Source organism: Hymenobacter oligotrophus, assembly GCF_003574965.1.
GTDB lineage: Bacteria > Bacteroidota > Bacteroidia > Cytophagales > Hymenobacteraceae > Solirubrum > Solirubrum oligotrophum.
Map to the genome: position 1 here is coordinate 1606707 of NZ_CP032317.1, position 21620 is coordinate 1628326.

Consider the following 21620-nt stretch of genomic DNA (forward strand, 5'->3'; position numbering starts at 1 on the left):
GGGGCCGCCCAGGTGGGCGGCCCCTTTGTGTGTAGCCGGGCCTTGAGCACCTAGGCCGGCGTGCTTACTGGAGCGTGCTGGCCAGGTCGAGCGCAATTTGGCGCTGCTCCGTGCTGCTGATCTGCATCGGGTAGCGGCGTTGCTCTTTGCCGAGCTGCACTACCAAGGCGTAGTTGCCATTGGGCAACTCCTGCAAGTTAAGCTTGCTGCCGAAAGCCGGTTTGCGGCTGCTGCTTTCATAGAGCACTACCCCATCGGGGAGGCGCACAAGTTGCAGGCGGCCGGTTTGCTGCGCGGGGTTGCTTACGCGCACCACGTACACGCCCGCGCTTACTTGCTCTACGTGCACGGGTTGGGCCTCGCCGGGCTGCGGCCAGTTTGCTTTGGCGCGAGCACCTAGGCACAAAATGCCGCCAAGCATCAGCAACCGAATGGGAGTTTGCAGATACGCTTTCATGGGTTTTCCGGGTTTGGTTTGCCATGGCCGGGGTTGTGTATCCGGCTTTGTTGGCGGCAAAGGTCGGCACGGCCTGTTTTCCCGAATTCACCCCACGGTTACGCTTGTGCTACCATTGCGGCCTGACCGCAGCAAAAAAAAAGCCCGTTCCTGACCTAGGAACGGGCTTTGTTGCAGAGAGGATGGGATTCGAACCCACGATGACCTTTTGGGCCATACACACTTTCCAGGCGTGCTCCTTCGACCACTCGGACACCTCTCTGAATGCGGAAAGCTGCGCAAAGTAACGCGGCTTTTCTCAGAAACGCAACCCGCCGTGCGTAGGTTGGCTCGCGGAGATTTCGCCGCGCAGGTCTTGCATCAGCAAATTGCGGGTGGCAACTACATCAAGGCCCAAGCCCAGCACGAACATGAGTTTGGTGATAGCGGCCTCAGTGGTAATGTCTTCGCCGCCAATTACGCCTAGATCGGTGAGGTGGGCGCTGGTTTCGTAGCGGCCCTGTATTACGCGGCCTTCTTCGCATTGGCTCACGTTGAGCACGTGTACGCCGCGGGCGTGAGCATCGCGCAGGCACTGCAAAAACCACGGCGCGGTGGGCGCGTTGCCCGAGCCGTAGGTTTCGAGAACGCAGCCGCGCAGGTCGGGGGCACTTAGGATGGCGCGCACCATGCGCTCGGTGATGCCCGGAAAAAGCTTGAGCACGGCCACGCGGTCGTCGAGGTGCTGGTGCACGCGCAAGGGGCTGCTGGGCAACAGGCGCACGAGGTTGTCGTTGAACTCCAGCTCGATGCCGGCGCGGGCCAAGGGCGGCAGGTTTTCGCTTTTGAAAGCCGAGTAGTGCTGGCTTTCCACCTTTTTGGCGCGGGTGCCGCGAATCAGCACATCGTTGAAAAACACGCACACCTCGGGCACGCGCACGGTACCGGCGCGGGGGTGGCGGGCGGCAGCAATTTCGAGGGCCGTAACCAGGTTGCGGCGGGCATCGGTGCGGATGCGGCCCACCGGCACCTGCGCCCCCGTAAACACCACCGGTTTGCCTAGGTTCTCGAGCAGGTAGCTGAGGGCGGCAGCTGAGTAGGCCATGGTATCGGTGCCGTGCAGCACCACAAAGCCGTCGTAGTGCGGGTAGTGCTCCTCCAGAATGGCCGCCAGCTGCAGCCACTCGGCGGGTGTTACGTTGCTCGAGTCGATGGGCTCGGGTAAGCTCAGCACCGATACGCGCATGCCCAATTGGCGCAGCTCGGGCATTTTCTTCTGAATCTGGGCAAACTTCATGGGCACCAGCTCGCCGCGCCGGTTTACCGACATGCCTACGGTGCCGCCGGTATAAATCACCAGCACCGAGGCCACGGGCTGCTGCCCGGTAGCGGGCTCCACATCCACTATCACGCTGGGCTGAAGAACTTGCTCGGCCACGGTGCTATAGGTTAAACAGTTCGCGGGCGGTGTGGGTGGTGGCCTCGGCCACTTCTTCCACGTCCTTTTTCATCAGCTCGGCTACGCGCTTGGCTACCAAAGGCAAATAGCTGGGCTCGTTGCGCTTGCCGCGGTGCGGCGCCGGGGCCAGGTACGGGCAATCGGTTTCGAGCAGCAGGTGCTCGAGCCCCAGGTGCGGAAGTACTTGGTCGAGGCCTCCATTTTTAAAGGTAGCTACGCCGCCTATGCCCAGCTTGAACCCGAGCTTGATGGCGCGTTCGGCCTCTTCCTTCGTGCCCGAAAAGCAATGATATACACCGCGCAGCGTGCCGTCCTGAGCCTGCTCTACCAGCTCGGCCGTTTCAGTGAAAGCGTCGCGGGTGTGCAGCACAATGGGCAGTTTGTGCTTCTTGGCTAGGTCGAGCTGCACGCGCAGGGCCTCTTGCTGCCAACCTAGGGTGGTTTTATCCCAATACAAATCGACACCGCACTCCCCTACTGCCGCAAACGGGCGCTTGTTCAGCCAATCCTCTACCTGGTACAGCTCGCGCTCAAAACCTTTGTGCACGTGGCACGGGTGCAGGCCCATCATGGCAAAGCAGTGCTGCGGGTGGCGCGCTTCGGTCTCAAGCATGGCATCGATGCTGGTGTGGTCGATGTTGGGCATGAGAATGGTGCTTATCCCGGCGGCGTAGGCGCGGTCGAGGGCCTCGTCGCGGTCCTCCTTAAACTGCTCGGCGTAAATGTGGGCGTGGGAATCGGTAAGAATCACGGGTTGAGGCAGATTTAGCAAACGGCACGGCTGCGGTGTACGATGGCCGTTGCCGGCAAAGCTACGCAGGCTTGTGCTTAAGGGCGGCACCATCTTGTCGTGGCGGGCTGAGACGCGCGCCAGTGGCCCGCCCCCATCGGCTGTTCCGTATTACGTTTTACCTGTCAACCAATTACTCCTTGTACATCCGTCCTTTCCAGTCGAAAGGTTTGCGGCTGAGGCGAAACCACGTCATGCCGGCCGTTACGCCTACTGTATATAGCTCGAAGAAAGGAAGCAAGTGCAAAGGTGGCTTCAGGCCGGCCTTGCGAAACGCACTGGTAGCCAATAAGCCCTGTGCCAGCATTTTAGCGCCCAACACACCTAGGGCCACCAACAAGCCCCACCACCACGCGGCCAGCAACAAGGCCGGGTAAAAGCCCGCGTACAGCAGCAGCCCGACCCGAATGCCCAAGGGTAGTTGCTCCACGCCGCGCATCCAGCGGCGGCGCTGGTGCATCAGCTTGCTCCACGTGGCTATGGGCAGCGACTCGGCCAGCACCAGCGGGTCGTACACGTTCAGCCACCCAAAGCCGCGGCGCAGAATGGCCTGAAACAACTCGTAGTCTTCGGTTACCGAAAAGGGCAGATTCTCGTAGCCGCCGGTAGCCAGGTAGGCCTCGCGGGTAATGAGCATGTTGTTGCCCATGGCCGTTACGGGTTGGCCGCGGTCGGATACCATTTGCACCAGCGACAAAGACATCAGCCAATCGAGGCCTTGCAGCCGATCGAACAACCTAGGGCCGCGCACCACCGTGAGGCCGGTGATGGTGGCCATGCCCGGCTGCCAATACGCCAGCAAACCCTGCACCCACGTGGGCGGCACGGCAATGTCGGCGTCGGTAATGAGGAAAAACTCGCTGGTGGCTTGGCGGGCCAAGTGGGCCAGCACGTTGGCCTTGCCGCGCGCCGAGCCCAGGTGCTCTTCGATGCGGGTAATCCGGAACGTGCCCGCAAAGCCCTGCATGGTAGCCTCGGCAACGGCTGCGGTGGCGTCTGTGCTGCCGTCGTCGCCGAGGAGCACTTCCAGCTGCTCGTGCGGGTACGCCAGTTGCCTGATGCTGCTCAGGCACCGACCAATAGCCTGCTCCTCGTTGCGCGCGGCTATCAGGATGCTAACGCGGGGCATCGGCTGCGGCAAGGGCTGCGGCCTAGGTGGGCGCCGACGCGCAAACAGCCACCACGAGCTGAGCAAAATGCCAAACCACAAAATCAAGTAACCGAGCAGCAGCTGATGAGCCAGCACCATACACAAACAATGCACCGACCTGGGCAAAAACCGCCCGGCCGGGCAGGCAAAGATAGGCCGATACCCCAGCACGGCGTCAGCTCGGCCCGGTACTTTGGGCCAAGCCCCCACCCCCTGCCTGAGCCTGCTCGGCGCCTAATGTGTTGTTTCTTTGCCGGCCCTTACCCCCGCGCTCATGTCTTTTGCTGACATCCGGCTTATTGCCACCGACGTCGACGGCACCCTGCTCAACTCCCGCCACGAGCTTAGCCCCAACTTCTACTCCTTGTTCGAACAGCTGCAAGCCAACAATGTGGTGTTTGCCGTGGCCAGCGGGCGGCAGTACCACAACCTGCGCAGCCGTTTCGCCCGCATTGCCGAGCACGTGGTGTTTGTGGCCGAAAACGGCAGCTACGTGGTGTGGCGGGGTAAGCAGCTGCTGGTGCAGGCCCTGCCGCTGGCAGCCGTGGCCGATGTGCTGCACCTAGCCCGTCGGCTGCCCGGCGTGCAGGCAGTGCTGTGCGGCAAGCGCAGTGCGTATGTCGATTGTGGCACCGACGATTTTTTGGCCCGCATACGCCCGTTCTACGACGCCGTGGCGGTGGTGCCCGATCTGCTGCAGGTAACCCACGACGAGTTTCTGAAAATTGCTTTGTTAGACGAACGAGGCGCCGAAACGCACCTGCTGCCGCACTTTGCACACTTGCAGGGCGAGCTGCAGGTAATGGTTTCGGGCATGCATTGGCTTGATATTGCCCACGGCCTCGCCAGCAAAGGCCGCGCCCTGGCCGCGTTGCAGCAGCAATACGGCATCGGGCCGGCGCAAACCATGGCGTTTGGCGATTACCTGAACGACCTCGACATGATGCAGTACGCCCAGTTCAGCTACGCCATGGCCAATGCGCACCCCCAGGTAAAGCAAGCGGCCCGCTACCTCGCCGCCAGCAACGATGAGTTTGGCGTGGCAGCGGTGCTCGAGCAGGTGGTGGCTTCGCTTCGCACCACCTAGGCAGGCGGCCTTGCTCTTGCCCGCTTGCGCACTGCTCGGCACCTAGGGCCGCTACAGCAGCCCAAACCGGTAGCCCTGCCCGGCCAGCTCGGCCAGGTAACGGGGCAGCACATAGCGCAGGTTGCGGCTGGCTTTCAGGCTATCGTGAAACACTACCACCGAGCCCGGCCGCGTAAGGCGCAACGAGTCGCGCAGGCAGCGCTCGGGCTCGTAGCCGCGGTCGTAATCGCATGTGAGCACGTCCCACATGATGATGCGGTAGGCGGGCTGCAGCGCGCGGTTCAGGGCCGGCGTGATGCGACCGTACGGCGGCCGAAACAACTTCGGGCCGCTGGGTTGCAGCGCCTCAATAGCCTGCTGGCACCGGGCCACCTCGGCCAGGTACGTCGCCTGCGAGTTCGACCAGCCGCTGATGTGGTGGTGGGTGTGGTTGCCCAATCGGTGGCCGGCGGCCAGCACTTGCCGCGCCACTGCGGGATGACGCTCCACGTTGTCGCCCACGCAAAAAAACACCGCTTTGGCCTCAAAAGCAGCCAGTTGCTCGAGTACCCAAGGCGTTTCTTCGGGTATGGGGCCGTCGTCGAACGTGAGGTACACGGTGGGCTCGGCGGCAGTTGGCCCTTGCCAGATAGCGCCGGGCAGCCAGCGCTGCATGACTTCGGGCAAACGGTGCAAACGCATGGGCAAGCAAAGGTGGTGGAGCCTGCAAAAGTAAGCAGCGGCGCTTGTCGGTGGGGCTCAGTGGCTGTGCTTGCGCCTAGGTGCCGGACTGCGTTGGATCGGGCAGCACCTAGCGCAGCTAGGGCTTGACCTACTCATTTGGCACAGGCCATACAGTGCCCGCTCGCTAATTTCAGCACCGATAACCAACCGACTGTCAGCCATTTGTAGTACCGTAAGCTAGTTTACTTTTTTAGTAAACTAGCTTATTACAACCACTCACTGAGCATCTACCGTGGCCTCAACTGCTTGCCAGAGCCGGCGGGCGCTTTCCTGCCAGTCAAAGCGTTTGGCGTTTTGCAAGCCTTGCTGCACCAGTTGTTGGCGGAGGGCGTCGTCCGAATCGAGTTGAATTAGTGCTTGGGCCAGCTCTTGCACCGAAAACGGATCGGCGAGCAGTGCGCCGCCGGGGCCGGCAACCTCAGGCATGGAGCTGCGGTTGGAGGTAAGTACCGGGCAACCGCTTTGCTGCGCCTCCACAATCGGGATGCCGAAGCCCTCGAAATACGGCACGTAGGCGCAGGCGCGGGCCGCAGCATACAGCTGCACCAGCTCTTCGTCGGCCACGCGGCCCGTGAGGTGCACTGCCTGCTGGTGCTGCATCTGCTGGTAGGCATCGAGGATGGGGCCCGCTTTCCAGGCTTTGCGGCCAACTACCAGCAGCTGCGTTTCGGAGTGGGTTTGCTGCTTGAACTGGTCGAAGGCGCGCAGCAGGTTCACGAGGTTTTTGCGCGGCTGCAGCGCCCCCACAAACAAGATGTAGGGCCGCCCCCCGCTGAATTGCTGCCGCACGGCCGCTTGCTCGGCGGCCGGCAGCGGACGAAAGTGGGCATCGGCCGCATTGTACACCACGTCGATTTTGGCGGCCTCGGTGCCGTAGGTGCGTACCAAATCCTGCTTGGTGGCTTCCGACACGGCCACAATGCGGCGCGAAGCGCGCACGTAGCGCGGCGTGAAGTAGTGGTAGTATTTGCGCACCAGCCAGCCTATATCCTGCGGGTAGTGCTCGAAGGCCAGATCGTGCACCACCGTGAGGCGCGGCACCGAGGTATTAAGGGTGGTAAAGCCGTCGGGGCTGAGAAAAACTGCGGGGCGGTGCCGCCGCAGCCAGGCCGCCACCGCCCCCTCAAACCAGGCCACAAACAAAAACGGGTGGCGCGCCGGCGGGTACAGCACGTGCGGCACCACGTTGGACCCAAACACGTAGCGCGGGTCGAAAGCCCGATCGAAGAGGAAATGAAACGTGTGCTCGGGATGCTGGGCCACGAGGTAGCGCAGCGTTTCGTACGTAAACCGGCCAATGCCTTCGAGCGCGTTGCCGGGCAGCAGAAAACGGGTGTTTACGGCAATATCCAAGTTAAGGCGCGTTGGCTAAAGTGCTGAAATATAATTGACAGTGCCCGCCTGGGCTGACTGCTGCCCCCGTTGCGGGCTGAACTGGTTGCGCATCAGCCCCTAGGTTTCAGGAGGCCGCGCAGCTCAGCCACCCGCACCACGCCGGCGGCAAACAGCAACGCCACGAACATTAGTCCGGCCACTACGCTTTCGGCCAGCCACGGCAGCGCCGCCCAGGTTTGCAGCGCGTACCACCCCGCGCACAGACCCGCAAACACGGCCAGCAAGCGGCCCAGCAAGCTCCAGGGCACGGCAATGTTGGCCCGGTACTGCACCAGCCACAGGTAGCCCGCCGAAACCGCCACCGCGCAAATCAGCGTGTTCAGCGCCCCCGCCACGGCCCCGTACCTAGGCAGCAGCACAAAGTTGAGCCCGATGTTGAGGCCGATGCTGCCGGCCACGAGCCAGCTTACCGGTCGCTCAAAATTGGTGCTGGTGAGCAAGGTGCTGTATATGGCAAAAAAGGCGTGCACCAGCACGTTCAGAAAGAGCAGCTTGGCGCACCACGTCATGCGCTGTACCTCCTCGAAGCTGCTGTTCTGAAACTGAAAAAACAGCAGCTCGCCCCGAAACAGAACAAACGCGCACACGAACAGCAGCGGCACAGCGGCTACGCGCTGCCCAAACCACAGCAGCTGCTTTTGCTCGTCGCGGCTACCTAGGGAATGGGCAAACTTGGCGAAGAACAACGGCAGCACCGTCCAGAGGTACATCATTACGGCATCAACCCAGCGGTAGGCACCGGCGTAGTACCCCGCCTCCTGCGCCGACGAGAGCCGCTCCACCATCAGCATGTCGATGCGTTCGTTCATGCCGTAGAGCAGCGTAATAAGGGCAAACGGCAGACTGCCCCGCAGCATTTCGGCGGCCTGCCGGCGCCGGGGGCGCCAGGCCAGCTTGCCAAACAGCCGCGTTACCAGCACGTAGAGCAGCACAAACGTAAAGGCCGCCGCCACGGTGCGGGCGCCCACGTAGTTCTCGAGGCTGATGCCGATGGGCAGCAACGCCAGCACCAGCCCAAACAGCAGCAGCTTTTCGAGCACCGACAGCCACGCGTCGGTGTTGAAGTGCTGGTGCGCCTGCACCGCCCCGCGCAGAAACTGCGCGTACTGCGTAAGCAACAGCCCCACCCCAATGGCGGCCAACAACAGCAGCGTGTGCCCGCGGTAGCCCATCAGCCAGCCGCCGCCCACCATCACCCCCAAAAACGCAACTCCTAGGGCCCCGCGCAAGGGCAGCACCGTTGGGAAGTACTCGGGCAAAAAGCCGGGCTCGGCGGCCACGCGCTTGGTGGTGTGCTGCGTCAGGCCCAAATCGGAAACCGAGGCCAGCACCAACGTAAAGTTTAGCAGGGCCGCAAACGTGCCGAACGCGGCGTGCCCGATGCGGTCTTGCACCACGTTTTCGAGCACTACCCAACCGGGCTTCACCAGCAGGTTCAGGAGCACGGCCAACCCGATATTTCCGAAAAAGCGTTTGATGCGGCAGGTATGGCTTAGGTGGGCCGCAAAGCTACCAAAAAGACGCTCGTACCCGGTTTTTGTGGTAGCTTTGCTTGTTAGAAAACGGCTTTTGCCCCGGCGCAGCCGCTTACTTCCTCTCAATAACCCGCATGTCCGCACGCACTTATTCGTTACTCGGCCTCTGGCCAATCATTCATCGTTGGAAGCGCTTGGTACTTGCGGCTGTGGGCTTTGCGGCCCTGGTAAGCCTGGTGGTAGCGCTGCTGTTGCCCAATATTTATAAGTCGACGGCCATCTTCTACCCCACCAACGCCGTTTACCCCACCAACACCGAAACCTCCGACCTCGACCGCTTTATCACGGAGCAGGGCAACAAGCGCGAAATCAGCAACCGCCCCGAGGACCTCGACCGCCTTATCACCATCGGCAACTCGCAGCCGGTAGCCGAGCAGATTATCCTGAAGTACAACCTGCACGAGCGCTACGACGTGGGCACGCCGGGCAACGAGCTCGACGACCAGGATGCGCTGGAAGAGTTTACTGAAAACCTCGACATCGTGCACAACGAGCGCGACGCTATTGAGCTGACTTTCCTTGATGAGGACAAGAAGCTGGCCGCGCGCATTGCCAACGACCTGATGGGCATGATCGACTCGATCAACCAGCAGCTGACGCTTGAAAACCGCCGCCGCGTGCTCGATTTGTACCGCACGCGCTACACCTACCTCAACAAAGAGTACACCCGTACCAAGGGCGCTCTGCTCACGGCCCGCAAACGCTTCGGCATTTACGGCATGGACCGCGAGTCGCGTTTTCTGGCGCAGGAAATTATCGAGACGCAGGCCGATATGTACCGCGCCGAAAGCGCCGGCGACGCCGGTCGCGCCGCGGCCCTGCGCCGCTCGCTGCGCGCCCTTACCCAAGCCGACGGCGGCAGTGTGATTAACCTAGAGAACTACGTGCAAGGTGCCGACTCCATCAGCACTTTGGAGGCCCGCTTCGAGGACTTGCAGCTGCGCTTGGTGCAGGCGCAAGCCGCTTTCGAAAACGCCGAACTGGCCCTAAAAGGCCGCGTGTCGTCGTTGTACGTGGTGCAAAAAGCCATTCCGGCGGCGCGTAAGTCGCAGCCGGTGCGCTGGCTGATTGTGGCCTCGTCGGTGCTGATTACGTTCGTGCTGTCGGTAATCGTTGTTACCCTGATCGAGCTGTACCGCCGCAACCTAGGTGCCAACCGCCGCACCTACACCGAGGACCCCGTTCTCACCAACACGCTATGATGCAGCTGCTGGCGCGGTTGCGCCCGCGCGATACCGCTGAACGCGTTTTTGTGGCCTTTGTGCTGCTGCTAGTGCTGGGCGGTGCCGTTGGGTTGGGCTTTAAGTCGCCCCTAGGTTTGGCGCCGGCGCTGCTGGCCGTGGGCGTGGGGGTGCTGCTCGTCGATTGGCGCTGGATTTACTACACGCTGCTGTGCACGCTGGCTTTCTCGCGCGAGATTCCGCTGCCCGGCGGCCTCAGCCTCGACGTGCCCTCCGAGCCCATGATGTTGGTGCTGCTTGGGTGCCTGGGCGTGGCGGTGCTCACGGGGCGCAGCGGCCTCACGGCTCGGCAGCTTACGCATCCCATCGTCATCATCCTGGTGCTGATGCTGTTGTGGTCGGCGGTGTCGATGCTGTTTTCGGTTGATACCACCAAATCGGTTAAGTACCTGCTGGCCAAAACCTGGTACATCGGGCCGTTTCTGCTGATTACGCTGATGCTGGTGCGCACGCCCACCGATGTGTGGCGCATTGCGGCTTGCCACACGGCCTCGGCGTGCCTTACGGTGCTGTACGCGGCCCCCAGGCACGCCACCAAGGGCTTCAGCTTCGCCGACATCAACTGGGCCCTGCAGCCCTTTTACATCAACCACGTTATTTACGCCACGGTACTGGCCATGATGCTGCCCTACGCGTGGTACGCGGCGCGCAGCACCCAGGGCGTTTGGCGCTGGCTGTGGCGTGTGGCGGTGGGCGTAATGGTGTTCGGGCTGCTTACCTCCTACACGCGCGCCTCCATCATGTCCATCCCGATTGCGGCGCTGTACTACCTGGTGCTGCGCTGGCGCTACACGCGCGTGGCACTGGTGGCGGCGCTGCTGAGCGTGTCGGCGGGGGTGCTGTATTTCGTGCAGCAAAACAACTTTATGCTGTACGCGCCCGACTACGAGAAAACCATTTTCAACGGCGACGACTTCGGCAAGCACATTGCCGCTACCTACAACCTGCAGGACCTCTCGGGCATGGAGCGCGTGTACCGCTGGGTGGCCGCCGCCCGCATGGTGAGCGAAAAGCCCCTGACCGGCAGCGGGCCGGCCACATTCTACCCGGAGTACAAGCGCTACACGCTCAAGAGCTTCCGCACGTTCGTGTCGGACAACCCCGAGCGCTCGACCACCCACAACTACTTCTTGCTGCAACTAGCCGAGCAGGGCGTGCCCGGCTGTTTGCTGTTCATTACGCTGCTGTCGGCCACGCTGCTGTTGGTCGAGCACTTATACCACCGCGCCGCCGCCCGGCCCGAGGTGCGGCAGGTAATACTGGCGGCGTCGCTATCGTTGATCGTTATTATTTTCCACCTCACGCTCAACGAGTTGATTGAAGTGGATAAGATCGGTTCGTTTTTCTTTATCGGCTTGGCCGTGCTGATGAAGTGCCAGGAATGGCTGAACAACGGCACGGGTAGCAGCCCCGAGCACCTTGCCTAGGTTGCAACGTTTACACATCAACGAAAAGGCCCGCCAGCAACCAAGCTGGCTGGCCTTTTCGTTGGCCTAGGTACCCCGCCGAGCAGGCTAGCGGAAGCGGCAGCTCAGGATGGTGATGTCGTCGGCGAAGTGGTTGCCGTTGGCGTTGAAGGCCTCGATGCGGCGCAGCAGCTCGTCGTGCAGTTTGGGCAGCGGCAAGTAGCGGTTGGTTTGCAGCGTTTCGAGCACGCCGGCTTCGCCAAACTCCTCGTGGTGCGCGTCGAATACCTCGGTAAGGCCATCGGTGTAGCAGAGCAGCATGCTGTGGGCCGCCACCTGCACACTGCCTACTTTCAGCATGGGCAGCTCGTCCATCACGCCCAGCATAATGGTGCCGTCTTTGAGCAGTTGCACGGGGCCGCAGCCTAGGTCGGGCAGCAGCATGGGGTCGTTGTGGCCGGCGTTTACGTAGCGCAGCTCGCGCGTGGTGCGGTCGTACTCGCCAAAGAAAGCCGTGATAAACCGGTCGCCGCCGGAGTTGCGGAAAATCAGGTTGTTCAGCTCGCTTACCACGGTGGCCAAATCGGCTTGCTGGCGCAGCAGCGTACGCAGGCCGGCCTGAAAGTTCGACATCAGCAGCGAGGCCCCCACCCCCTTGCCCGACACGTCGGCCGCACAAAACAGGAAGCGGTTTTTGTCGATGGGCACCACGTCGTAGAAGTCGCCGCCCACGGCCGTGTGGGGCACGTACGTGGCGTGCACCGCTACGTGCTGATCGTTGGGCAGCTTGCTCGGAAAGAGCATGGCCTGTACCTCCTGCGCAATCTCAATTTCCTTGCGCACGGCCGCGGCCTGCACCTGCTGGCGCACCAACCGCCGCGACGACACCGCCCCGAGCAAAATTTGGCTTAGCGAGTCGATAAACGTAACGGCCTCGCGGCGGGCCTCCAGCGAGCTGGTGTAGTTTTGGTGCAGCGGCCCGATGAACACGAGGCCCAGCAGTTGCTCGCTTTGCCGCACGGGCATAACGGTGGCAAAAAAGTCCCAGGGGCGGCCAAGCTCCAGGTCGGCTACGTCGACGGGGTGCTCCGGCGGAAAGCGCTGCAGCTGCTCGGGCAGCGTAATGCCCCGAAAATCGGGCATGCCCGGCCCAAACGCCACGGCGCAGCGCCACTGTTTATCCTCGGCCACGTACACGGCCAGCTGCCGCACGCCCAGTTGGCCCAGCAGCGTAAACTGAAAGATTTTATAGAGGTTTTCGTCGTTTGGCTCGCCGTTGATGGCCTGGGTTATTTCCAGCAGCGCAGCCAACTCCCGCTCCTTGAGCTTGAGCAGCAAGTGCTCTTCCTTGGTAAGCGGACGCAGGGTGTCGGGCATAAAGGCAATTTATATATCAGCGGGGGCGGGGGCTTGGGAGTTGGCGAAAAAACAAGTTGAGCAATCAGGCGCGCGAGGCACCGGCTCAACTCCTAGGTTCAACAACTCTTAACCCAACCCTACCGGAGGGGCGTTTTGGGGTCGTATGCGTCGCGGAGGCCGTTGCCCAGCAAGTTAAAGCTAAGCACCAGCAAGCTAATGGCAAGCCCCGGCAGCAGCGTAAGCCACAAGCCGGCGCGGGTACCCAACAGCTGAAAGCCTTCGTTTACCATGAGGCCCCACGAGGGTGCCGGCGGCTGCACGCCCAAGCCCAAAAAGCTCAGGCCGGCCTCCAGCAAAATGGCCGCCGCGAAGTTGGAAGTGGCAATAACAATCAGCGGACCGAGCAAATTGGGCAGCAGATGACGCACCAACAACCTTGCGGTTGGCAAGCCTAATACGCGGCCAGCCTCCACGAAGGTTTTTTCGCGCAGGCTCAGCAGCTGGCCACGCACCACCCGCGCCACATCCACCCACATCGTAAGTCCCACGGCCACAAAGGATGTCCAGACGCCTTTGGAGCCAAATGCCAGCGAAATGGCAATAACCAGCATGATGCCCGGGATGCTCCACACCACTGTCATCAGGCCAAGCAAGAGCGAATCGAGCCAGCCGCCGGTGTAGCCCGCCACAGCCCCCACGGTTACCCCAATCAGCAGCGAAATGAGCACCGCCACCAACCCGATACCCAGGGAAATGCGCGTGCCCAACAGCAGGCGGCTTAGCTCGTCGCGCCCGGCTTTGTCGGTGCCCAGCCAGTAAGTGCGCTCGATGATGTGCTTTTGCTCGACCTCCTGGCGCAATTGAGCCGCCGGCCCTAGGTGCCTAACTACCTGGCTGAGCAGGTAGCGGCGCGGGGCCTCGGCCAACGTGCCTTTGGCCTGATAGGGCTGCGCAACAAGCGTGTCGCCGGCCACTCGCCAGCCACTAATGGGCAGCTCCTCGTAGCGGGCGGGCGCACCGGCCAGCCAACGTTGCAGCAACGAGGGGTTATCGGCTACCGAGTCGGTAAGCGGCAACCGGAGGATAATGGCCCGAAAGCCCGGCGGTTGTTTTTGCAGCTGCACCAGGCCGTTGTTGGCGTTGGGGGTGGCATCGGGCAGCACGAGGTAGCCCAGCAGCGCCACCAGCGTGCACAGGCCAATAAACAACAGCCCCGCCATGGCGGGGCTGTTGCCCAGCAGGCGCTGCCGTACGTAATACCCGGGGGTGCGAACCGGCGCGGCCGGAGGTGTTGCTGCGGGAGCCGCCATTAGCGGGTGTTGTGTTGAAGCAGGCCTTCCTTGGTGGCCAGGAAAAAACAGTCTTGCCGCACGGCCCCAAACAAGCTGGGCTCGTAGGCCAATTCGGTGTCGGGGTCGGGCCAGAAACAGCGGATGAGGCCTTGCTCCAGCATGCCGCGCAAATGCTGCTCCAACTCGTTGGGCGAGAAGCTGGTGCGCTGCTGCAAATCGTGGAAGGAGCTGACGAAGTAAAGTTCGTCGAGGATGTCGAATTCGGCGTCGGTCACGGAAGGCTCAGCTGATGGTGAACAAAGGTATCATCAGCTAACCTGAATGCGAAGGAAAAGTCACTGGGGTAAGAAAGTACGCCTCCCGAAGCCAGCGTTTGGACTGATTGCCAACAAGCGCACAGGCCATAGCTTTTTGGCGAACACAATGAGCAAGCGGCTTGGCTTTGCACTAGCTGGCCGCGCCGGGCACCCCGACCGACCTAGGCATTTCTGTTTTTTTTGCGGCCATTTGGCGCCCTTTCCAACGGTACCCGCCGCGCAAACCTAGGAGGCCCACGGCCAAGGCGTACGGGGGGTACACAAGCTGCAGCAGCGGCACCAGCATCAGCCATTTGCGGCGCTCGAAAAACCGCAGCACCGGGTTCAGAAAGGCCACATCGGCCCCCAGCTTCAGAGCCCAGGCTGCCAGCACCCACGGCCACACCGAGGCCTGCCAAAGCAGCAACCCAACCAGCGCCCATAAACCTACGTTGGCTGCCAGCACCAACACGGCCAACCCGCGCGAAGCCCCGCTTTGGTAGTGCCGCCACTTGCTGGCCCACCGCACCCGTTGCTGCAGCAAGGCACCTAAGGTAGGCTGCGCGGCGGTGTGCACCGTGGCCTCGGGGTGCTTGAGAAACTGGATGCCTTGTGGGTAGGCCTCGGCCATCTTATGCAGCAGAAATTCATCGTCGCCGCTGGGCACGTGGGCGTTGCCGCCAAAACCACCGACCTCGTAGAAGGCGGCGCGTTGGTAAGCCAAGTTAGCTCCGTTGCACATGGTAGGTGCTCCGGCGCCAATGCTGGCTGCGCCGGTGCCAACTAAAGCTGCTAATTCGAGGCCCTGCAGTCCTGCCAACAATCCCTTACCGGTAAGCAGCACCGAGCCACTCACAAACTGCACCTCCGGATTGCCAAACACCTGCGCATAGGCCGCTAGCCAACCCGCGGGCACGCGGCAGTCGGCATCGGTGCAGAGCACCCACCGCGCACGGGCCTGCGCAATAGCCGCCACGATAGCCGCTTTTTTGCCCGTGGGCTGGCCAGGTTGCTCGGCCAGGCGCAGCAAGCGCAGTACGTAAGGGCTGTTGGCCGCAACTGCCTGCACTACGGCGGCGGTATCGTCGGTCGAATGGTCATCAACCACAACTACCTCGAAGCGGCCACCTTGCTGCAGCCACGTTTGCTGGCCTAGGTCGGTGAGCAGCAGCGGCAGGTTGGCAGCCTCGTTGCGGGCAGCTATCAGCACCGATACCACCGGCGTCTCCCCTGTTGCCGGGGCATGTGGCCTAGGTGCTTGGGGCTGATTGGCAGCTATGGAGAGCTTCAGCCAGTGGTGGCGGTATTGCCAAAATGCGGCGGCGTACACAACTGCGGGCAGGCACGCGGCGGCCGCCAACCAATGGGGCAGCATCATACCACGCGCAGGTGCTTGCGCCGTTTGCGGTTGCGCCGCAGCACTTTTAGGCGCAGCACAAACAGCAGACCAGCCGCGCTGGGCAAGGCAATATTCAGCACCCACAGGCTTAGGCTGGCGCTCAGCACGGGCAGTACGGGCAAACCCAGCAGACCAAACAGATGTGTGGCCGACAGCTCGCGGGCGCCTACATCGGTAAGCGCGTTAAGCGAGGGTACCAACGACTTCAGCAGGAACGTGCCGGCAATGGCGGCCAGCGCGGCACCTAGGGGCGCCTGGGCACCGTAGGCCCACAGCAGCAAGCCGAACTGCGCCGTGAACACGGCATAGCGCAGCCCCGAAACCAACAGCACCTCGTTGAGCACCTTGGCCGGGTAGTGCGGCAGGTTGGCCACGTAGCGCCTAAACCTACCTAGGGGCCGCCACTGCAGCACCGCCTCCAGCAAATAGCGGCTGCGGTAGAGCGGCAACAGCAGCAAGCCCGAGCCCAGCAGAGCCGTGAGCACCAAGCCGCCCACCACCAGGGGGTACGTATGGCCGATGTAGCGCGCTAAAAAGTACAGCCCGCCCGCTGCGCCTGCCAACAGGGTAATTACCAATTGGCAGTAGCGCCCCAGAAACACGGCACCTAGGGCTTCGGGCCGACGGTTTTTGAGCTCGAGTAAGCGGCCGGCGTAGTCGCCCACTCGGTTGGGTGTTACAAAACCCAGGGTAAGCCCCACCAGCACTGCCCGAAAGCTGCGCGCATACGATACGGGCTCAAGGTGCTGCGCCAGGCGCCACCACTTCCAGGCTTCCAGGGCCCAGTTGAGGGGCACCAGCAGCAAGGCCATCACGGCAGGGCCGCGTTTGGCATCGGTAATCAGCCCGCGCCACGCGGCAGAGGTAGCCGCATCGGCCACCACCGACTGCCACAGCAGCCACAGCGTTAGGGCGGTTACGGCCAGCTTGCCAAGCACCACCCACGGCTTAAGGTTGCGGCGACGGGAACCGGCACTGGGTTTATGTGTGTAGCTTTGTACTGAATGGCTACTTACCCCTCCCCCGCTTTGCTCGACCTGCCCAAGATCATTATGGGCATCGACCCCGGCACCCAGATTATGGGCTACGCCGTGATTGAGGTCACCGGCCAGCGGGTGCAGGTGCTGCGCTACGACGTCATCAATCTCAAGGCGTTTGGGTCCAATCACGCAGTAAAACTAAAGAAGATCTTCGACCGGATGATTCAGCTCATTGAGGAGTACCTCCCCGACGAGCTGGCCATCGAGGCTCCCTTTTACGGCGCCAACGTGCAAAGTATGCTCAAGCTGGGCCGTGCCCAGGGCGTGGCCATTGCTGCCTGCCTCTCGCGCGACATTCCGTTTGTGGAGTACGCCCCCACCAAGGTAAAGCAATCGGTTACGGGCTCGGGCGCTGCCAGCAAGGAGCAAGTGGCCCACATGCTGCGCCAAACGCTTACGTTGCCGCCCATGGAGGAAGCGCCTAAACTCCTCGACGCGACGGATGCCCTGGCCGTGGCGCTCTGCCACCACTACCAAAAGGGCAACAACGTAAAGGCCGGCGGCAAAAGCTGGGGCAAGTTCCTGGCCGAAAACCCCGATAAAATGGCCGCACCGGTGGCCGGCAAAAAAGCCGTGGCCGCCCGCAAAAAGCCGGTAGCTAAGGCCTAAGTTACCCATTGATTCAGATACAAACAGCCCCGGCTCCTAGTTACCTAGGGCCGGGGCTGTTTAATTGAGCAGCCACCGAATAGCCGCCGCCGACATACTAATTGAAATCAATCTCGCCGCGCAGGTAGGTAACGGCGAAACCGCTCATCAGCACCCGGTCGCCGCGCAGCTCGCACCACAGGTCGCCGCTGCGGGGCGAGACTTGCCGGGCGTGAAAAGTGGTTTTGCCGAGGCGTTCGGCCCAGTACGGCACCAATTGCGTGTGGCCCGAGCCGGTGACGGGGTCCTCGGGTACGCCCACGCGCGGCCCAAACCAGCGCGACACGAAATCGACGCCGTTGGAGCCGGGAGCGGTGGCAATTACGCCGCGGTACTCCACCTTGGCCAGGTGCGTCATGCTGGGGCGCAGGGCGCGCACCTCGGCTTCGGAGTCGAACACGGCAATGAGGTCGGGGCCAGCGTGGATGCTCAGGGGCGTGGCGCGCAGGCCATCAAGCAAACCATCGGGGTGGTGCTCCAGGTGCTGCGGCGGTTGGGCCGGGAAATCGAGCGTGAGCTGGCCGTTGGCTTGTTGGCGCACGCGCAACGGGCCGCTTTTGGAGTGAAAGGTAAGCTCCTCGGCCGTGGCGCCTAGGTGCCGGAACAGCACGTGGGCCGTGGCCAAGGTGGCATGGCCGCACAGCGCTACCTCCACGGCGGGCGTAAACCAGCGCAGCTCGTACTCGGCCTCGGTGCCCGGGCGCGGCACGAAAAAGGCCGTTTCGGCGAGGTTGTTTTCGGCGGCAATGGCCTGCATGGTTTCGGCAGGCAGCCACGCTTGCAGCGGGCACACGGCGGCGGGGTTGCCTGCAAATACTTTATCGGTGAAGGCGTCGACCTGGTAGATGGGGAGCGTCATGAGGCAGGGAAAGCAGATAAGCGGGGCTAATGTAGCACCCGCCTCAGCATAGTTGCAGCCCACGGCGGGCGTTTGTGGCTAAGCTACTCGGCGGCAATTGTTTCCGCTACTAATGACCCGGGCTCTGCCGCCCTTGCAGCGCTTACCAAGGCTTTATCAGGAATGCGGCGCCTTGGAAGTTTCCTTGGGCATACGCCACCGCCTCCTAGGTGAGGTGGGCTTGATATAGGTAATGGCAATGCCAAACAGCACGATACACCCGCCCACGATGGTGGTGCCGGTAATGTGTTCGCCAAGAAATACCCAAGCCATCAGCCCCGTAACAAACGCTTGGCTCAGGAGGCTTAGCGACACGCGGGTGGGCTCGAGGTGCTGAATAGAGCGGTTGATGGTAAGCCAACCCGCCAGCTGACACACCAAACCCAAGCCCAGCAGCCCCAACCAAGTGTCGGCGGCAAAGTGCCACAGCGGCTCTTGGTAAATCAGGCAGAGCAACAGCAGAAACACGCTAGCGGCTAGCATGTTCCAGAACATAAACGTGAGCGTGTCGATGCGTCGCAGCACGTCTTTGGTCAGCAGAATATAGATGCCATAGAAGACGCTGGATAATACCGCTAGCAGAAAGCCTAGGTCGAACTGCAAGGCCAGGATGGCGGGCAGCCCGGCCAGCAACACCATGCCGCACAAAGCAACCGAGGTGCCAACCCAAAACGAAACGCCGGGCCGGGCCTTCAGAAACACCACACTGCCCAGGCCCACCCACACGGGTGCAAGGTTGGCCAGCAGCGTTGCTACGGTAGCCGACGACAGCCGGATGGAGATGTTCCAGACGGCAATATCCGAGGCGAATACCAAGCCGCCGAGCAAGGAAATAAGCAAATCATGGCGGCTGATGGGCTTGAGCTTGCGGGCCAGCAGCACATACAGCCCCAACACCACCCACGCCACCACAATGCGGTAGAAAGCCGAAGTAAGCCCCGGCACCGGCATGCCCTTCACGAAAATGGGCGAAAGCGAGATGCAGACGATGCCGATAACGAGCAGCAGGCGCGGGTTCATAGGCGGCGAAGGTACTGCACCCGACCGAGGCATAAGGTGGCGGCGACGCTACTTGCTACGGACGCCTGCAAAGCCCAACAATTCTTGCTGCGAAATCGACGCTTTATTGCTTCATCAGAAGATTTGAATAATTATTTCAGGAGCCATGCAACCGCGCAAACAGGTGCCCGGTCAAGCGTGCAGAAGGTTGTTTTATTCCGGAATATCAGCTTTGCTACTTCGCTCTATCAGTACCGTATGCCGCCAATCGAAGAAATAATCGCCGGGTGCCGCCGCAACCACCCGGTGGCCCAACGGCAGTTGTACGACCACTTGGCTTACCGGCTGATGGGCGTGTGCCTGCGCTACAGCCCCACGCGCGCCGAAGCCGAGGACGCCTTGCAAAACGCCTTCGTGAAAATCTTCAGCAACCTGCACCAATACGCCGGGCAGGGCCCCTTCGAAGCGTGGGCGCGCCGCATTGCCGTTACCACCGCCATCAACGCCTACCACCAACGCAAGCAGCGCGGCCCCCACGTGGATTGCGAAGAAGCCGCCGAGCAGGCCCACCCCGATGGCACCCCGCTCGAGCAGCTTTCGGCGCACGAGGTGCTTAGCCTGATGCAAACCCTGCCCCTGGGCTACCGCACCGTGCTAAATCTGTACGCGGTGGAAGGCTACTCGCACGCCGAAATCGCCGAGCTGCTGGGCATTTCCGAAGGCACCAGCAAATCGCAGTTATCCCGCGCCCGCCACCTGCTCGAAGAACGGCTGGTGGCCTCCAACAAGATTGCCTAATTGCCATGACTGAGCACGATCCGCAAGAGTTTTTCCGGGAGCTGCACGATAAGCTCCACGATTTTGGCGCCGAACCGCCCGCCGATGCCTGGGCGGGCATTCAGAGCCGCCTGCCCCAAAAGAAGAAGGACCGCCGCCTGTTTTTTTACCTGAGCACGGCGGCGGCCTTGTTGCTGCTTGGCGTGACGCTCCTAGGTGGTTTCCACCGCTTCAATATGCCCTTCGGGCAAGGAGCACCTGGCGCGGCGCAGCCCGTTGCTGTGGGCGCGGCCAACACCGGTGGGCAAACGGCCAACACTGGAGTGCAGCCGAATGAGCAACCAGCTAATCCAGGCGCCGATAGCTACCGCAACGCCCGTGCTGCGGATGCGCAAACCGCAACTGCGCAAGCCACGCCGGAAGGCGCACCTGCCGAACCGCTTGGTGGCACCTATGCAAGCGCCTCCCCGGCACTGGCCCGCAAGCGCAACACCCTAGGTGCCCCCGATGCCCGCACTGGCCTGGCACCTGCAACCACCTCTCCCAATTACGCAACTGCTGGCAAGGGCGGCCGACGCACCCCGCGTGCAGCTCGGAGTAAGCACCTAGGCGGGTTGGCTGCGGCGCCAGCCGGCAGCACTGCTGCTCGCTCCCGCGCCGGCCGTTTTGGTAAAGGGCAAGCCGTAGCAAGCTTGGGCAGCCGGGCTGCTGCTACCCGCGCCGGCCGCAACACGTTTGCTGCTGCCTCAAATACGGCAGCTTCCCGCGAGCAGGGTTTGTCGCGGAAGAGCCTGCGCCGCGTTGCTCGTCCGAAAACAGGCCAGGCTTTGGCTAGCCTGTCGGGAGCTGAAACCACGGATGCGGCCGCGGCGCGCAAGGGTAGCAGCGGCCGCATCAAGGGTGCAAGTCAATTGCTCGAGCCCACAGCTCCTGCAGTGGCTTTGGTTGAGCCCGAAGAACCGGAAGTGCAACGCACGCGCCGCAACAGCCGCAAGCCGCAAAGCCGCCGGGCGCGCATCATCAAGGGCTTGAGCGTGGAGCTGCTGGCCGGTGCCGCCTACTCTTACCGCCACTTGTCGGGCAGCGGCACCGTGGCGCAACGGCAGCTTACCAGCCTGGAGCGCCCCGCCGTGGGCTACTCGGGCCAGCTGAACGTGGCCTACGCCCTCAACCGCCGCGCCAAAGTATCGGCCGGCTTGGGCTACACCGATTACGCCTCGCGCTACCGCTACCAAGTGCAGAAGAGCAACGGCGGCGTTCTGAAAGTTGATCAGCGCGATGTGTACCGCTTTATGTTGGTGCCGGTGCAGCTGCAGTACAAACTCGCCGGCAACCACCGCTATGCCCTAGGTTGGCTGGCCGGGGGCACGCTCGGGGTGTACGCCGGGGGCCGCACCACCGAAGGCAGCGCCTGCAACTGCACGCAAAACAACGACCCCGCCGCCGACGCCCGCTACCGCTCCTTTACGGTGGCTGCCAACGCCGGCGCCTTCCTCGATTACAACCTCACGCCCGACGTGCGCCTGCTGCTCCGCCCCACCCTGCAGTACCACCTCACCTCGCTTACCGCCCCCGATGCGGGGCTGTTGCAACGCCGGCCCGTGTCGGTGGGCCTGCAAACGGGTTTGTCCTTCAACTTAAAAGAGCCGAAGCGCCCCGCCCCGGCTATTGCTAAACACTAATTCTTGCC

At 62.3% G+C, this 21620-nt stretch carries 20 protein-coding genes and 1 tRNA gene; 6 read left to right on the forward strand and 15 right to left on the reverse strand.

What is annotated here, in order from left to right:
* Positions 1-64: 64 nt before the first annotated feature.
* From D3Y59_RS06835 to D3Y59_RS06855, 5 genes are all read right to left on the reverse strand, one after another.
* The gene (locus D3Y59_RS06835) at positions 65-457 is read right to left on the reverse strand and encodes a hypothetical protein (protein ID WP_162910609.1); all 393 of its coding nucleotides are present in this window, start codon (positions 455-457) and stop codon (positions 65-67) included.
* Between the two features lie 174 nt (positions 458-631).
* Positions 632-719 (reverse strand) — tRNA-Ser (locus D3Y59_RS06840).
* Between the two features lie 36 nt (positions 720-755).
* Positions 756-1874, reverse strand: coding sequence for an asparaginase (locus D3Y59_RS06845; RefSeq protein ID WP_240410560.1), 1119 nt, complete (start codon positions 1872-1874; stop codon positions 756-758).
* A gap of 4 nt (positions 1875-1878) precedes the next feature.
* Positions 1879-2646, reverse strand: a complete 768-nt coding sequence (locus D3Y59_RS06850; RefSeq protein ID WP_240410561.1) for a TatD family hydrolase — start codon at positions 2644-2646, stop codon at positions 1879-1881.
* A 172-nt stretch (positions 2647-2818) separates the two neighbouring features.
* Entirely contained in the window at positions 2819-3934 is a 1116-nt protein-coding gene (locus tag D3Y59_RS06855) for a glycosyltransferase (RefSeq protein ID WP_119444377.1), read from the reverse strand.
* A gap of 175 nt (positions 3935-4109) precedes the next feature.
* Here D3Y59_RS06855 and D3Y59_RS06860 point away from each other — a divergent pair, with 175 nt between their 5' ends.
* A complete protein-coding gene (locus D3Y59_RS06860) occupies positions 4110-4922 on the forward strand; it encodes an HAD family hydrolase (protein WP_119444378.1) in 813 nt (270 codons plus the stop codon).
* Positions 4923-4973: 51 nt separating this feature from the next.
* Here the strand turns inward: D3Y59_RS06860 and D3Y59_RS06865 are convergent, their stop codons facing one another.
* From D3Y59_RS06865 to D3Y59_RS06875, 3 genes are all read right to left on the reverse strand, one after another.
* Positions 4974-5603 (reverse strand): polysaccharide deacetylase family protein, encoded by a 630-nt coding sequence (locus tag D3Y59_RS06865; protein ID WP_119444379.1) that lies wholly within the window; start codon positions 5601-5603, stop codon positions 4974-4976.
* Between the two features lie 258 nt (positions 5604-5861).
* Entirely contained in the window at positions 5862-6998 is a 1137-nt protein-coding gene (locus D3Y59_RS06870; RefSeq protein ID WP_119444380.1) for a glycosyltransferase family 4 protein, read from the reverse strand.
* 92 nt (positions 6999-7090) lie between these two features.
* Positions 7091-8485, reverse strand: coding sequence for an oligosaccharide flippase family protein (locus tag D3Y59_RS06875; RefSeq protein WP_162910610.1), 1395 nt, complete (start codon positions 8483-8485; stop codon positions 7091-7093).
* A 164-nt stretch (positions 8486-8649) separates the two neighbouring features.
* Here D3Y59_RS06875 and D3Y59_RS06880 point away from each other — a divergent pair, with 164 nt between their 5' ends.
* The gene (locus D3Y59_RS06880; RefSeq protein WP_119444382.1) at positions 8650-9777 is read left to right on the forward strand and encodes a GumC domain-containing protein; all 1128 of its coding nucleotides are present in this window, start codon (positions 8650-8652) and stop codon (positions 9775-9777) included.
* On the forward strand, positions 9774-11243 hold the full coding sequence (locus D3Y59_RS06885) for an O-antigen ligase family protein (protein ID WP_119444383.1): 1470 nt from the start codon (positions 9774-9776) through the stop codon (positions 11241-11243). Before D3Y59_RS06880 ends, D3Y59_RS06885 begins: the two co-directional genes overlap by 4 nt.
* 87 nt (positions 11244-11330) lie before the next feature.
* Here D3Y59_RS06885 and D3Y59_RS06890 read toward each other — a convergent pair whose 3' ends face one another.
* From D3Y59_RS06890 to D3Y59_RS06910, 5 genes are all read right to left on the reverse strand, one after another.
* Positions 11331-12599 carry a PP2C family protein-serine/threonine phosphatase gene (locus D3Y59_RS06890; protein WP_119444384.1) on the reverse strand — a complete coding sequence of 423 codons (1269 nt, stop codon included), beginning with the start codon at positions 12597-12599 and terminating at the stop codon, positions 11331-11333.
* 119 nt (positions 12600-12718) lie between these two features.
* Complete coding sequence (locus tag D3Y59_RS06895; protein ID WP_240410562.1) at positions 12719-13891, reverse strand: ABC transporter permease; 1173 nt, start codon at positions 13889-13891, stop codon at positions 12719-12721.
* Positions 13891-14148 (reverse strand): hypothetical protein, encoded by a 258-nt coding sequence (locus tag D3Y59_RS06900; RefSeq protein ID WP_119444385.1) that lies wholly within the window; start codon positions 14146-14148, stop codon positions 13891-13893. The genes D3Y59_RS06895 and D3Y59_RS06900 overlap by 1 nt, the downstream gene beginning before the upstream one ends.
* Positions 14149-14320: 172 nt before the next feature.
* On the reverse strand, positions 14321-15547 hold the full coding sequence (locus D3Y59_RS06905) for a glycosyltransferase (protein ID WP_119444386.1): 1227 nt from the start codon (positions 15545-15547) through the stop codon (positions 14321-14323).
* On the reverse strand, positions 15544-16506 hold the full coding sequence (locus D3Y59_RS06910; RefSeq protein WP_162910611.1) for a lysylphosphatidylglycerol synthase domain-containing protein: 963 nt from the start codon (positions 16504-16506) through the stop codon (positions 15544-15546). The genes D3Y59_RS06905 and D3Y59_RS06910 overlap by 4 nt, the downstream gene beginning before the upstream one ends.
* Positions 16507-16572: 66 nt before the next feature.
* Between D3Y59_RS06910 and ruvC the strand changes: the two genes are divergently transcribed.
* Complete coding sequence (ruvC, locus tag D3Y59_RS06915) at positions 16573-17217, forward strand: crossover junction endodeoxyribonuclease RuvC (RefSeq protein ID WP_119446365.1); 645 nt, start codon at positions 16573-16575, stop codon at positions 17215-17217.
* Positions 17218-17314: 97 nt separating this feature from the next.
* Here ruvC and D3Y59_RS06920 read toward each other — a convergent pair whose 3' ends face one another.
* Together D3Y59_RS06920 and D3Y59_RS06925 are read right to left on the reverse strand one after the other, a co-directional pair.
* Positions 17315-18115, reverse strand: coding sequence for a PhzF family phenazine biosynthesis protein (locus D3Y59_RS06920; protein ID WP_119444388.1), 801 nt, complete (start codon positions 18113-18115; stop codon positions 17315-17317).
* Between the two features lie 156 nt (positions 18116-18271).
* Positions 18272-19174: a DMT family transporter gene (locus D3Y59_RS06925; protein ID WP_119444389.1), complete on the reverse strand. Its 903-nt coding sequence runs from the start codon at positions 19172-19174 to the stop codon at positions 18272-18274.
* 237 nt (positions 19175-19411) lie between these two features.
* Here D3Y59_RS06925 and D3Y59_RS06930 point away from each other — a divergent pair, with 237 nt between their 5' ends.
* Together D3Y59_RS06930 and D3Y59_RS06935 are read left to right on the forward strand one after the other, a co-directional pair.
* On the forward strand, positions 19412-19951 hold the full coding sequence (locus D3Y59_RS06930) for an RNA polymerase sigma factor (protein WP_119444390.1): 540 nt from the start codon (positions 19412-19414) through the stop codon (positions 19949-19951).
* Positions 19952-19956: 5 nt separating this feature from the next.
* A complete protein-coding gene (locus D3Y59_RS06935) occupies positions 19957-21612 on the forward strand; it encodes a hypothetical protein (protein WP_119444391.1) in 1656 nt (551 codons plus the stop codon).
* Positions 21613-21620 lie beyond the last annotated feature (8 nt).